We start from the raw sequence: 12,389 nt of genomic DNA on the forward strand, positions 1-12,389 counted from the left end.
CATGTCTATTCTTGGCAAATTAACATTAGAATCAATTCCCTACCATGAGCCAATTATCATGGTGACGTTAGCTGTTGTTGCAGTCCTTGCGGTTGCCATCGCAGCCTTAATCACAAAATACAGAAAGTGGGGGGTGTTATGGAATGACTGGTTTACTTCGGTCGATCATAAGCGTCTAGGTATCATGTACATCGTGTTGGCATTAGTGATGTTAGTACGTGGCTTTTCTGATGCCATAATGATGCGAACCCAGCAAGCTTTAGCGACTAATGGTGCTGCTGGGTATTTACCGCCAGAACATTACGATCAAATATTTACTGCTCACGGCGTCATCATGATTATCTTTATGGCCATGCCATTCATGATTGGCCTGATGAACTTGGTATTGCCACTGCAAATTGGTGCCCGAGATGTCGCGTTTCCCTTCCTGAATAACTTAAGCTTTTGGCTTACCACTTCTGGTGCAGTGTTGATAAACATTTCATTAGGCTTAGGCGAATTTGCCAAGACGGGCTGGGTGGCATATCCGCCATTGTCTGAATTGGCATTTAGCCCCGGAGTTGGCGTTGATTACTACATTTGGGCATTACAGATCTCCGGTATTGGCACTACGTTAACCGGGGTCAACTTTATCGCCACGGTGCTAAAAATGCGTGCTCCGGGTATGAAGTTGATGCAGATGCCGATTTTCACATGGACCTGTACTTGGGCTAACATTTTAATCGTGGCTTCATTTCCAATCTTAACTGCGCTACTTGGCATGTTGACCTTAGACCGTTACATGGATTTCCACTTCTTTACTAATGCGGGTGGTGGTAACGCCATGATGTATATCAACCTGTTTTGGGCTTGGGGTCATCCAGAGGTATATATCCTCATTTTGCCTGCATTCGGTATTTTTTCTGAAGTGATCTCAACCTTTACCTCTAAACGCTTGTTTGGTTACACCTCCATGGTTTGGGCTAGTGGTGCTATCTCTATCTTGGGCTTTATCGTTTGGTTACATCACTTCTTTACCATGGGCTCAAGTGCCAATGTAAATGCATTTTTCGGTGTCATGACTATGGTGATTGCGGTGCCTACTGGAGTGAAGTTATTTAACTGGCTGTTCACTATCTATCGCGGTCGTCTAAAGGTAACTGTCCCTGTTTTATGGACACTCGGCTTTATGGTGACCTTCACTATAGGCGGAATGACTGGTGTATTACTGGCTGTACCTGGGGCTGACTATGTATTGCATAACAGTCTGTTTTTAATCGCTCATTTTCATAACACCATTTTAGGTGGTGCGGTATTTGGCTATTTAGCCGGATTCTCCTATTGGTTCCCTAAAGCCATGGGTTTTCACCTAAACGAGCGGTTAGGCAAAGCGGCATTCTGGTGCTGGCAGATAGGTTTTTACGTCGCCTTTATGCCGCTATATGTATTGGGATTCTTAGGTATGACGCGCCGTCTTAGCCATACTGATAATCCCGCATGGAACTTCTGGATCTACTTTGCGGCGGTTGGTGCTTTCATCATCTTCGTTGGCATCATTTTGCAGTTTGTACAGCTGTATGTGAGTTTTCGCGATCGTGAACAAAACCTCGACACCACAGGTGACCCATGGAATGGCCATACCTTAGAGTGGTCGACTTCATCTCCGCCTCAGTTTTATAACTTTGCAAAACTTCCTCATGTATCAGATATTGATGCATTTACTGATCAGAAAGAGAAAGGGCAAGCGTACCAAAGATTTGCTCATTACCAGCCTATTCATATGCCTAAAAATACTGCTAGCGGGATCTTGATAGCTATTTGCATCACAGCTGCCGGTTTCGCTGCCGTTTGGCATATCTTGTGGCTGGCTATTGCAGGCATGCTTGGTGCTTTTGTGGCTTTCCTATTTCGCGCCTATGGCAATGACCATGATTACTATGTGCAGCCTAGCGAGGTTGCCACTATTGAAAATGGGCACTTAGACAAGGTTGTGAGGGGGACAGCATGAATACAGCCATTACAACAAACCTAAACGATACCCACTCTAAAACATTGATTAGCGCCGCACATGGCGAACATCCAGACAGCAGCCAAAATACCCTATTCGGTTTTTGGCTCTACTTGATGACCGACTGCATTTTGTTTGCGTCTGTGTTTGCAACTTATGCGGTGCTCTATATGAATACCGATGGTGGCGTTTCGGGAAAAGATATTTTTGAGTTGAATTTCGTTTTAATTGAAACCGTAGCGTTATTGCTCAGTAGTATCACCTTTGGCATGGCCTTAATTTTCGCTAAGCGACATAACCGCAGGGCTACAGTGATCTGGCTATTGATCACTTTAGCCCTCGGTTGTGTGTTTATCGGGATGGAAATCTATGAGTTCCACCACTTAATAGAGCAGGGCAATGGACCCCAACGTAGTGCATTTTTATCCTCCTTCTTTGCTTTAGTCGGTATGCATGGTTTGCATGTCACTGCGGGGTTGATTTGGATGGTAATCATGATGATTGAAGTGCTCAAAACAGGCTTGAATCACCGCAGCATTACTCGACTTGGATGTTTAAGTTTGTTTTGGCATTTCCTCGATATTGTGTGGATCTGCGTTTTCACCGTCGTTTATCTATTGGGAGCTTGTGATGGGGCAGGAAAATACCTTAGCAAGACAGCAAACTGATGACCTTTCAAGTCAAGTGAAGTCTTATTTGGTTGGCTTTATGTTGTCTGTGGTTTTAACGGCAATTCCATTTTGGGCGGTGATGAGCCACCACTTTGAAAAACCGCTAACAATAGCACTGGTGCTTGGATCTGCTGTGGTACAGATTGTGGTGCACCTCAAGTATTTCTTGCATCTCGATTTCTCAAAAGAGGGCAAGCTCAATACATTTTCATTCTTATTCACAGCTTTGATTATTGTCATGGTTGTGGGCTTGTCGGTGTGGATTATCTACGCCGCCAATGCATTGATGATGTAGCGAGAATAATGTCATGAGAATTCAAGACCAGTTTATGTCAGCACGATTGAAGTCAACGATTCTAAGTTATGTCCAGGTCACTAAGCCCGGCATCATCATGGGGAATACGATTTCCGTTGCGGGTGGCTTTTTGTTAGCCGCTAAGGGTGATGTGAATTGGCTCTTGATGCTAGTCACTTTGCTTGGTTTATCTCTGGTGGTTGCTTCTGGCTGCGTGATTAATAACTGTATTGACCGCGATATCGACGGCAAGATGCAACGAACCCGCCATAGAGTCACTGTTACTGGACAGATTTCGCTGCGTTCGGCATTGATTTTTGGCGTAGTGATAGGTGTTCTTGGCTTTGCCATGCTGGGGATTTTTACCAACAGCGTTGCCTTGTTATTTGCAGCACTTGGTTATCTGGTTTATGTCGGCGTTTACAGCTTGTATATGAAGCGAAATTCAGTCTACGGCACATTGGTGGGGAGCATCTCAGGTGCTGTTCCACCTGTGGTCGGATACTGCGCGGTGACAGGCCAACTTGATATCGCTGCCATTATTTTATTACTGATGTTTAGTCTGTGGCAGATGCCGCACTCCTATGCGATTGCCATCTTTCGCTTTAACGATTATTCCGCCGCAAAAATCCCAGTATTACCGGTTGCATCAGGGATCACTAAGGCAAAGCTACATATCGTGCTTTATATCGCTGTATTTGCTTTGGTTAGCGCTTTATTGCCACTCGCCGGCTACACGGGATTAACCTTTATGGCGGTTACTTGTGCAACCAGCCTATGGTGGCTGGCAATGGCACTGCAAGGCTATCGCCACGGGGTTAACTTGCAGAGTTGGGCACGACAACTCTTTGGTTTTTCCATCATTACCATTACAGCACTAAGCGTCACTATGGCGCTGGATTTTCAGTTAGTGACACAAACCCCGCTAGCGCTTTTAACACATTAGCTTTGGTGGGATCCCCACATAGCAGGTAACAAAAACAGTAATAAATCGAATCAACAACTTGAAGAAATGTTTCACATAGCGAGCTTAATGATAAAACTTAAATAAGGAAGGTAAGCACATGCGCAAGAATTTGATCACTCTTACAATCACCATAGCATTTGTTCTAGGCGGTTGTTCATCATCGTCAAATGATATGTCGACAGATAAAGTCGGTATGAGCAATAGTAGTAATGTATTGCTTTACCCAAGTCCGCTGCAAGATCATGCGCCTCAATTTGATAAAATAAGACCCACAGATTATCTACCTGCATTTAGAGAGGGAATACGACGCCATGATGAAGAGCTAGCCTCTATCATCAACAATCCATCAGCAACAGATTTTGAGAATACTATCTCTGCAATGGAATCTTCCGGCGCTGCATTAAACCACGTGTCACGAGTGTTCTTTGCTTTATCCTCTTTAATGTCGAATGATGAGATGCAAAAGATCCAACAGACTATTACCCCAGAGCTCAGCAATCATGGCGACAATATCTATCTCAACCAGAAGTTGTTTTCTCGTGTGGAAGCTGTGTACCAACACAGGTCAGCACTTAAAGGTGAACAGAAGCGTTTAACTGAGATCTATTACAATAACTTTCTCCGTGCTGGTGCCAAACTATCTGCAGCCGAGCAAGCCAAAATTCGAAGTATCAACGCCTCGTTAGCTAAGGATACCGCGGAGTTTTCGAATAACATCCTTGAGTCATTTAAAGAAGATGTCATTTTAGTGAAGGATAAAAGTAAGCTTGATGGACTGTCGGCAGATGAAATTTCATCTTTGGCTGCGGCGGCTAAATCGGCAGGCAAAACGGGTTACATGATCACCTTGGTAAACACCACCAGACAACCGATACTGGCCCAATTAACCAACCGTGATTTACGTAAGCAAATTTGGCAAGCATCTTCAACTCGTGGCATGTCTAACAATGGTCCATTGGCACTAAAAATTGCTAGGCTTCGCGCTGAAAAAGCAGCATTACTTGGCTATTCTAGCTGGGCTGCCTATGCGGTTGCCGACCAGATGGCAAAAAAACCATCGGCTGTGTTTGACATACTTGATGCCTTAGTGCCCAAAGCCGTAGCCAAAGCGGATTCAGAAGCGCAAGACATACAAGCTGAAATGGCAAAAGAGGGCGTGACTTTTGAGTTGCAGCCTTGGGATTGGGCTTTCTATGCCGAAAAGGTACGTAAAGAAAAGTACAACCTCGATGAGAGTCAGATAAAACCTTATTTTGAATTCAACCGAGTATTACAAGATGGTTTGTTCTATGCGATGAACAAGCTCTACGGCATTGAAATTAAACCAAGGCCCGATCTGCCAGTATGGAATGATGATGTCTTAGCATTTGAGGTCTTTAACAAAGATTCGAGCTCAGTGGGGATTTTTTATCTCGACCCATACGCAAGACCTGGCAAGAGCGGTGGCGCTTGGATGGATGAACTGGTGACGCAGTCTGGCCTCATGGGCAACAAGCCTGTTGTTTATAACGCGCTTAACATACCAAAGCCTTCAGCGGGTAACCCTACATTGATGACGTTCGATGAAGTCTCCACTATGTTCCATGAGTTTGGTCATGCTGTACATGGTTTGTTCTCTCAAGTGAAATACCCAAGTATTGCAGGCACTGCAACCGCCAGAGATTTCGTTGAGTTTCCATCACAGTTTAATGAGGACTGGGACATTAACCCTGAGGTGATCTCCCACTACGCCAAACATTATCAAACAGGAAAGCCAATTCCCGCTTCGCTGCTAGATAAAATACTCAAATCTCATAAATTTAATCAAGGCCATGACACCACCGAATATCTCGCTGCGGCTATTTTAGATATGGAGTGGCACTCAGTAGGCGCAAACACTCAAATTTCAAATGTAGAGGAATTTGAGCATAAAGTGCTAGCTAAACATGGTATTGACTATGCTGCTGTACCACCAAGGTACAAGACCAGCTACTTTAGCCACAGTTTTAGCGGTGGCTATTCAGCAGGTTATTACGCCTATTTGTGGACCGAAGTGTTAGCTGCAGATGCTTTTTCTTATATGGATAGAACCGGTGGGTTATCGCTTGAAAATGGTGACAAATTCCGTGAAGCAATTTTATCGAAAGGTAATAGCCAAGACTTAATGCAAGACTACATTAACTTCACTGGCGGCGAACCTAATATCGACAACCTGCTTATTCGCAGAGGACTCACTGAGTAGATTCCGTTGGCTCATCCTCTCCCTGCTATTTGAGGGGGAGAGGTTCTTGAATTTAAAGCATAAAAAAAGGCCAACCGGTTAAGGTTGGCCTTTCTTAATATTTGGTGGAGGCGGCGGGGCTCGAACCCGCGTCCAAAAAGCCTACATCCAAGGCGCTACATGCTTAGTCTCTCTTTTGGTTAACCTTGTAAGCTCCGAAAGACAGGATATTACAAGGCGAGTTCAGTACTGTTTCGCGGTTCACCCCTGAACGTGGTTCCCTCGCTATCAAATGTAAAGGTGACCATCTATATACTCTGCCCATTTGATAAACGTGAGCTAGATGGCTAGCGAGCCTAAGCTGCTAGAGAGTAGTTATCGTCGTTTGCAACTATAACAGTGCGGCTTTTTACGAGGCCAACCGCCCCTCGGCATGCTCCCAGGGTTTCGAGAATCTTGTCGAATCCAGAATCGCCCCCAAGTACAATGTGATTGTAACGCGACCTTTCTTGTTTTACCAAGCATAAAAACCGCATTTGCAACCGATTGTTCGTTATACGTACGTTATCTAAACCATACTGACGTTGAAATTACTGCTGAACCGCTTTTTTCATGGTACGAGATTTTTCAATCTGCCATTCGCGATCTTTAGTATCTTCACGCTTATCGTGATCTTTCTTACCTTTACCTAGACCAATCTCGATCTTTACCCATGCACCTTTTTGCCAGTACATTGAGATAGGTACGATTGAGTAGCCTTTACGATCAACTAAGCCTTGTAACTTATCTAACTCTTTTCTTTTGAGCAGTAACTTACGTGAGCGTAGTGGATCGCACACAACATGTGTTGAGGCGGTATTCAGTGGCGCAATAGTACAACCAAAAAGAAAGGCTTCGCCATCTCTGAGGAATACATAGCTTTCAGACAAGTTGACCTTGCCCATACGAATAGACTTAACTTCCCATCCCATTAGGGATAGGCCAGCTTCCATCTTCTCTTCAAACTTATAGTCGAATGTCGCGCGTTTATTACGTGCGATAGAAGCGGAACTGTTCTTTGAATTTTTTGCGTTTTTCTTAGCCATAGGCAAGCTATTATACGCAGGCATGACGGATTTGGAATTAGCCAAACCGAAATATTCGCTTATTTGTGACTTCCTTGAAGCGTTTGTCTGCTTTTTGAGCACTCAATAACAGCTATGTGCGGCAAAGATGCGTTTTTTTGTGGTCATGTTAAAATCCAACTATTGAATTTATATTTTTGAGTATCAACTTTAAATGCCACAAATTTCCCGCAATGTATTAGTTCGTTTTAGTGCGATGCAGATGTATGACCTTGTCAATGATGTCGAATCTTATAAAGAGTTCTTGCCGGGTTGTGTGGGTGGCAAAGTATTAGAGTTTGATGGCGAGACCATGGTGGCTTCCGTTGATGTAGCCAAGGCGGGGATCAGCAAAACATTTACTACCCGTAATAAAGTGGTTGCTGGTAAGAGTATAAAACTACAGTTAGAAAATGGTCCGTTTAAAGAGTTAGTTGGAGAGTGGACCTTTACGGAGTTAACTGAAGACGCTTGTAAGGTCGATTTTGAGCTTAACTTTGAGTTCTCAAGCCCAATCGCGGACTTGGCTTTTGGTAAAGTCTTTAAAGAGTTAATGGCATCGATGGTGACGGCGTTTACCAGCAGAGCAAAGGTGATTTACAAATGAGTACCGAGCAAGGGCAGTTCACTGTCGAAATTATCTATGCACTGCCACACCAGCAAAAGTTGATTAAAGTGAATATTGAGCCTGGCACTAACTGTATCGACGCCGTTAAGCAAAGCGATATGCAGCGTTATTTCCCTGAGATTGATCTCGAGACGGTTAAGTTAGGTATTTTTAGTCGTTCGGTAAAGCATTCTGAAGTACTTAAGCCGGGTCAACGGGTTGAGATCTACCGGCCATTGATTGCCGATCCTAAAGATGTACGCCGTAAGCGTGCAGAAAAAGCTAAAGATGAAGGGCGAGTCAATAAAATTACTGGCGCTAAACTCTAAAGCCTGTCGACCATAGCGATTGATATTTCTGCTTGTGGATGTAATGGCTTAACTAACGCTTATGTTGCTCGCGTGAAAGCAAATTACCAACAGTTTTGGCTACAAAAAAATGCGAGCCTCTATTTATAGGAGCTCGCATTATTGTTTCTGCACTGTGACTATTGATGGAGACGGAACTAGTCTTTGTCTTCGTCTCTTTCCGATAGTGATTCAGGCTGAGTTTGTTTCTCTTCAACTAAAGGATTTGCTTGAGGACGCTGTTCTGGGATCAAAGGATCATCTTCAGGCGTATTCAACTCAGGTAACTTACTTTCTTCAAGTGGAGTATTAAATTCTTCACTTAAATCATAATCACCTGTAACCGATATGAGTTTGTCGCCATCAAAGTTAATAATAAGTTCTTTGTGGATGATGCTAGCATCACGGCCACTCTTGTAGTGATAGACAAAATACCAAGTATCGTCTGAAAAGCTATCACGCAGTACAGGTCGACCTAATACGTATTCAACCTGCTCTTTAGTCATATCGATACGCAGCTTTTCTACCTGCTGCTTTTCCATATAGTTACCTTGTGGGATGTCTGGCTTATAGATTAACCAGTCAAAAACACCACAACCACTAAGTGATAGTGTGAGCGCAGCAGCGCCCAAAAGGGTAATACTTCTTTTTTTAATTGTCATTGAGTGCGCTACTTCATAAAAATCTGTCGGTCATAATACCCAAGCAATCCCCTATCTGACAAGGGCTATTGTCGCAGAGTATGCTCAGGTTGTTGATTTATACTGTTCCTCAGTTTTAACACGGAGGCTACATAAGCTGCTTATATTGAGTCATAAACTGCTAATTAGTTCATTGCTATGAGCCTTTTTCTTGATATCAGTTGATAGTTGCCTGGTTTGAATGAGTCAGTATGAAGTCAAGTAATCTCTAATTTTTAATGACTTATGCATATTTAGGTCGCATTCACCTTAGCCGCTGTAAGCTTTGCTGGGCAGTTAATGCTTGAGGCGCTTATCTACTTTTTTGCTCCGTAGCTTAATACGGGGGCTCAGGGTTATCGGCTTTACTGGCTTAATACCATTTAACAGCTTAATGCTGGTAATTTGTCTGCTTATTGATATTTTTTCAAAAAAAATTCATGCAAAACCAATATTTATTGTGATGTTAGTCGCAATACACCCAGAGTTTAACTTCTTAGGCGTTATTTATAGATGGTTACTTTTACGTTAACGTAAGATTTAAACGACTGTTTAATTTCGGTTTTGTGAACATGTTACTTAACTAATTGGTAATTAATGATTTATATAACTAACGCTCGAGTTAGTTGTAAACGATAACGACTCATGGGCGGATTATTATTGTCCACCATCGCTGTATTTATAATATTACACTAGGTAATTAAATTACGAATTAGAATTCTACCCAAGGGTCTTGGTCAATTTGTCTTACAAGACTTTCTTACTTGAATATAAATCAATAGCTTTTTGATGTTATCTTTTTGTTTTTATGATGTTTTGTTTGGTATTTCTTCTGCATTCAACTGCTTGTTTATGGATTTTTACTCGTGAAGAACTGATTGCTGAACCATGTGGCTAGGCTTGCATCGTTTCTGTTTTGTCGTTAGTTTTTTGTTGCAAATAACTACATCTTACTTAGAACACTGATTAATAGTGAGCTTAGCTTCTATACCTAGGATAGGAGTAAAGCGCATAGGGCAAGAAGAGTTGGCTTGAATAACTTAGCTAATAGCAACTACTGGCAATACGGTTTGGAGAATAGGTTTATGACAGATCAAATAACAATGGATAACGGTATTACAGCAGACGAGATTGTTATCAATGCAGATCCTGTCAAAGGACAAGAAACGGTATTAACAGAAGGCGCACTGAGTTTATTAAAAACCTTATGCAAGCATTTTGCTGCTGATGTGCCAACCTTGCTGGCAAACAGAAAGGTTAAACAAGCTTTAATCGATAACGGACAGTTACCTGACTTTCTACCAGAAACAAAATCATTGCGAGAGAATGAGTGGAAAGTTAGAGGGATCCCCAACGACCTTCAAGATAGGCGTGTTGAGATCACAGGGCCTGTCGATCGAAAAATGGTGATCAATGCACTTAATGCCAATGCAAAAGTATTTATGGCTGACTTTGAAGATTCTCTAGCGCCGAGTTGGCAGAAGATAGTTGCTGGGCAAATCAATTTACGTGATGCAGTGGCTGGTGATATCAGTTATATCGCTGCAGAAACAGGCAAATTATACACATTAGATGATGACCCCGCGGTGCTTATTTGCCGAGTTAGAGGACTGCATATGCTAGAAAAACATGTCAGTTTTGCAGAGCAAGCGATTCCAGCCAGCCTATTTGATTTTTGTATCTATTTTTATAATAACTATCGCCAACTATTGAGCAAGGGCAGTGGCCCTTACTTCTATATCCCCAAGCTAGAAAGCCATCTTGAAGCACGATGGTGGGCTAAGGTATTTGCTTTTGTTGAGGAGCGCTTTTGTCTTCAACCAGGCACCATTAAATGTACATGTCTTATTGAGACTTTACCTGCTGTTTTTGAGATGGATGAGATCCTATTTGAACTGCGCTCAAACATCGTTGCGCTGAACTGTGGACGTTGGGATTACATTTTTAGCTATATTAAAACGCTGAATCGCTATAGCGACCGCATATTGCCGGACAGACAGTCAGTCACAATGGATACGCCTTTTCTTAGCGCTTACTCACGTTTGCTGGTTAAAACTTGTCATAAACGTGGCGCGTTAGCGATGGGCGGAATGGCGGCATTCATTCCGTCTAAGGATGCAAACGAAAACCAGCAGAACTTAGATAAAGTGCGTCAAGATAAACAGCTAGAAGCGCGCAATGGCCATGATGGTACTTGGGTTGCTCATCCGGGATTAGCTGATACCGCAATGGAGATCTTCAATGAGTATATTGGCGAAGATCATGTTAACCAGCTGCATATCACTCGTGATGTGGATGCACCCATTCTAGCCCATGAATTGTTGGCTGCTTGCGATGGTGCGCGAACTGAAATAGGAATGCGCCGAAATATTCGTATTGCCCTGCAATACACTGAGGCATGGATCAACGGAAATGGCTGTGTGCCAATCTATGGACTGATGGAAGATGCGGCTACTGCCGAAATTGCCAGAACCTCTATATGGCAATGGATCAAGCATTCACAGCACTTATCTAACGGTGTGTTAGTGACTAAAGCACTGTTTAAAGAGATGTTAGTACAAGAGCTTGCACAGGTAAAAGAGGAGGTGGGGGCAGCAAGGTTTACCCATGGTCGTTTTACCGAAGCTGCAGTTATTCTTGAACAAATAACTACTGCAGATGAGTTGGTAGATTTTATTACTCAACCTGGTTACGAGTTGCTTGTTAGCTGACCCAGTAATTGTGCTATAGATGTTCAATCTGAATGAGTTTGTGTTTGTATTAGAGTTTTAGTTTTAGCTGCCTTTTGCAGCTTGTGTCCCCCGCGGAGTATTCCTACGTGCTACGCGGGTTTTTAATTAAATAGCACTCTCTTAAGTAAAGAGATGGTTACTACACTTGTGATTGGCGGCTCCTCGGAGTCGCATTTTTTTGCCTAAATTTTACTGAGCTAAAATGTTCAATTAGAAAGTTACTAGGGGCTGTTGATCTTTCGAGCTTAGTTTTTGTTCGGTTCTTTACCGTAAGGAATAATGCTTCTAGTACAAGGCTTGAGCGATAAAGCTTAGCTGGCTAAGTGAAAAGCTCATAACACCGTAATAGAAGCATTGAATCGAACCCAAAGGGCCGCGTTTCTTGGCTATTTTTACTGTGTTGTAGACTATTTGTGGAGAATAACTAAACGGCATAGCCTCCGCCTTGTCAAAATAGCCAATAAACTGCGGCAAAAACAACCGTGAAAGATCAACAGCCCCTAATCTTTCAAGCATATTTTCGATGTTTGAGAATATTGTGCGAGTAAAAATCCCTCTTTGGTACTGCTGTATATTTATCTGGCTATTGCCACTGCTTAGCTGTCCCAGCAATGAGCAATTGCTGGTTAACAAGCAACACTGAAAAAATAGCAGTCAAATAGACGACTCAAGGCTCAGTAACCTGCACTTTGGAGTGATTGCGTATACAATTAAGTTTATTATTATTAAAAAATAAACGCGTATCACAACCATAATAAAACGCGATATCTTCAAGTCAAATTTGATGGTTTATCCTGTCA

General features: G+C 42.7%; 11 protein-coding genes and 1 other RNA gene. 8 read left to right on the plus strand and 4 right to left on the minus strand.

The window, feature by feature from the left end; translation table 11 throughout:
* The first annotated feature begins 1 nt into the window (after window position 1).
* The 5 genes from cyoB to SWP_RS06330 all read left to right on the plus strand — a co-directional run bounded on the left by cyoB (window position 2) and on the right by SWP_RS06330 (window position 6,141).
* Window positions 2-1,987: a cytochrome o ubiquinol oxidase subunit I gene (gene cyoB / locus SWP_RS06310; protein WP_020911587.1), complete on the plus strand. Its 1,986-nt coding sequence runs from the start codon at window positions 2-4 to the stop codon at window positions 1,985-1,987.
* Window positions 1,984-2,655 carry a cytochrome o ubiquinol oxidase subunit III gene (cyoC, locus tag SWP_RS06315; protein ID WP_020911589.1) on the plus strand — a complete coding sequence of 224 codons (672 nt, stop codon included), beginning with the start codon at window positions 1,984-1,986 and terminating at the stop codon, window positions 2,653-2,655. The genes cyoB and cyoC overlap by 4 nt, the downstream gene beginning before the upstream one ends.
* Window positions 2,618-2,953, plus strand: a complete 336-nt coding sequence (cyoD, locus tag SWP_RS06320) for a cytochrome o ubiquinol oxidase subunit IV (RefSeq protein WP_020911590.1) — start codon at window positions 2,618-2,620, stop codon at window positions 2,951-2,953. Before cyoC ends, cyoD begins: the two co-directional genes overlap by 38 nt.
* Window positions 2,954-2,966: 13 nt before the next feature.
* Complete coding sequence (gene cyoE, locus SWP_RS06325; protein WP_044555726.1) at window positions 2,967-3,899, plus strand: heme o synthase; 933 nt, start codon at window positions 2,967-2,969, stop codon at window positions 3,897-3,899.
* A gap of 118 nt (window positions 3,900-4,017) precedes the next feature.
* The gene (locus SWP_RS06330) at window positions 4,018-6,141 is read left to right on the plus strand and encodes a M3 family metallopeptidase (protein ID WP_020911592.1); all 2,124 of its coding nucleotides are present in this window, start codon (window positions 4,018-4,020) and stop codon (window positions 6,139-6,141) included.
* A gap of 102 nt (window positions 6,142-6,243) precedes the next feature.
* Here SWP_RS06330 and ssrA read toward each other — a convergent pair.
* Window positions 6,244-6,599: a transfer-messenger RNA gene (gene ssrA / locus SWP_RS23255) on the minus strand.
* Between the two features lie 111 nt (window positions 6,600-6,710).
* Window positions 6,711-7,205, minus strand: coding sequence for an SsrA-binding protein SmpB (gene smpB / locus SWP_RS06335; RefSeq protein ID WP_044556307.1), 495 nt, complete (start codon window positions 7,203-7,205; stop codon window positions 6,711-6,713).
* A gap of 193 nt (window positions 7,206-7,398) precedes the next feature.
* Between smpB and SWP_RS06340 the strand changes: the two genes are divergently transcribed.
* Together SWP_RS06340 and SWP_RS06345 are read left to right on the plus strand one after the other, a co-directional pair.
* On the plus strand, window positions 7,399-7,830 hold the full coding sequence (locus SWP_RS06340; protein ID WP_020911594.1) for an SRPBCC family protein: 432 nt from the start codon (window positions 7,399-7,401) through the stop codon (window positions 7,828-7,830).
* Window positions 7,827-8,159, plus strand: coding sequence for an RnfH family protein (locus tag SWP_RS06345; RefSeq protein ID WP_020911595.1), 333 nt, complete (start codon window positions 7,827-7,829; stop codon window positions 8,157-8,159). Before SWP_RS06340 ends, SWP_RS06345 begins: the two co-directional genes overlap by 4 nt.
* Window positions 8,160-8,335: 176 nt before the next feature.
* Here the strand turns inward: SWP_RS06345 and SWP_RS06350 are convergent, their stop codons facing one another.
* Window positions 8,336-8,839, minus strand: coding sequence for an outer membrane protein assembly factor BamE (locus SWP_RS06350; protein ID WP_020911596.1), 504 nt, complete (start codon window positions 8,837-8,839; stop codon window positions 8,336-8,338).
* Window positions 8,840-9,960: 1,121 nt separating this feature from the next.
* Between SWP_RS06350 and aceB the strand changes: the two genes are divergently transcribed.
* Window positions 9,961-11,568, plus strand: a complete 1,608-nt coding sequence (gene aceB, locus SWP_RS06355) for a malate synthase A (RefSeq protein ID WP_044556308.1) — start codon at window positions 9,961-9,963, stop codon at window positions 11,566-11,568.
* 306 nt (window positions 11,569-11,874) lie between these two features.
* Here the strand turns inward: aceB and SWP_RS24130 are convergent, their stop codons facing one another.
* Window positions 11,875-12,024 (minus strand): hypothetical protein, encoded by a 150-nt coding sequence (locus SWP_RS24130; protein ID WP_187148514.1) that lies wholly within the window; start codon window positions 12,022-12,024, stop codon window positions 11,875-11,877.
* Window positions 12,025-12,389: the final 365 nt, after the last annotated feature.

The sequence above is a fragment of the Shewanella piezotolerans WP3 genome, assembly GCF_000014885.1.
Lineage (GTDB): Bacteria > Pseudomonadota > Gammaproteobacteria > Enterobacterales > Shewanellaceae > Shewanella > Shewanella piezotolerans.

Bases quoted from the DNA above. Each gene is read 5' to 3' on its own strand.
- cyoB (WP_020911587.1), top strand. From the start codon at position 2: ATGTCTATTCTTGGCAAATTAACATTAGAATCAATTCCCTACCATGAG.
- cyoC (WP_020911589.1), top strand. From the start codon at position 1,984: ATGAATACAGCCATTACAACAAACCTAAACGATACCCACTCTAAAACA.
- cyoD (WP_020911590.1), top strand. From the start codon at position 2,618: ATGGGGCAGGAAAATACCTTAGCAAGACAGCAAACTGATGACCTTTCA.
- cyoE (WP_044555726.1), top strand. From the start codon at position 2,967: ATGAGAATTCAAGACCAGTTTATGTCAGCACGATTGAAGTCAACGATT.
- SWP_RS06330 (WP_020911592.1), top strand. From the start codon at position 4,018: ATGCGCAAGAATTTGATCACTCTTACAATCACCATAGCATTTGTTCTA.
- smpB (WP_044556307.1), bottom strand. From the start codon at position 7,205: ATGGCTAAGAAAAACGCAAAAAATTCAAAGAACAGTTCCGCTTCTATC.
- SWP_RS06340 (WP_020911594.1), top strand. From the start codon at position 7,399: ATGCCACAAATTTCCCGCAATGTATTAGTTCGTTTTAGTGCGATGCAG.
- SWP_RS06345 (WP_020911595.1), top strand. From the start codon at position 7,827: ATGAGTACCGAGCAAGGGCAGTTCACTGTCGAAATTATCTATGCACTG.
- SWP_RS06350 (WP_020911596.1), bottom strand. From the start codon at position 8,839: ATGACAATTAAAAAAAGAAGTATTACCCTTTTGGGCGCTGCTGCGCTC.
- aceB (WP_044556308.1), top strand. From the start codon at position 9,961: ATGGATAACGGTATTACAGCAGACGAGATTGTTATCAATGCAGATCCT.
- SWP_RS24130 (WP_187148514.1), bottom strand. From the start codon at position 12,024: ATGCCGTTTAGTTATTCTCCACAAATAGTCTACAACACAGTAAAAATA.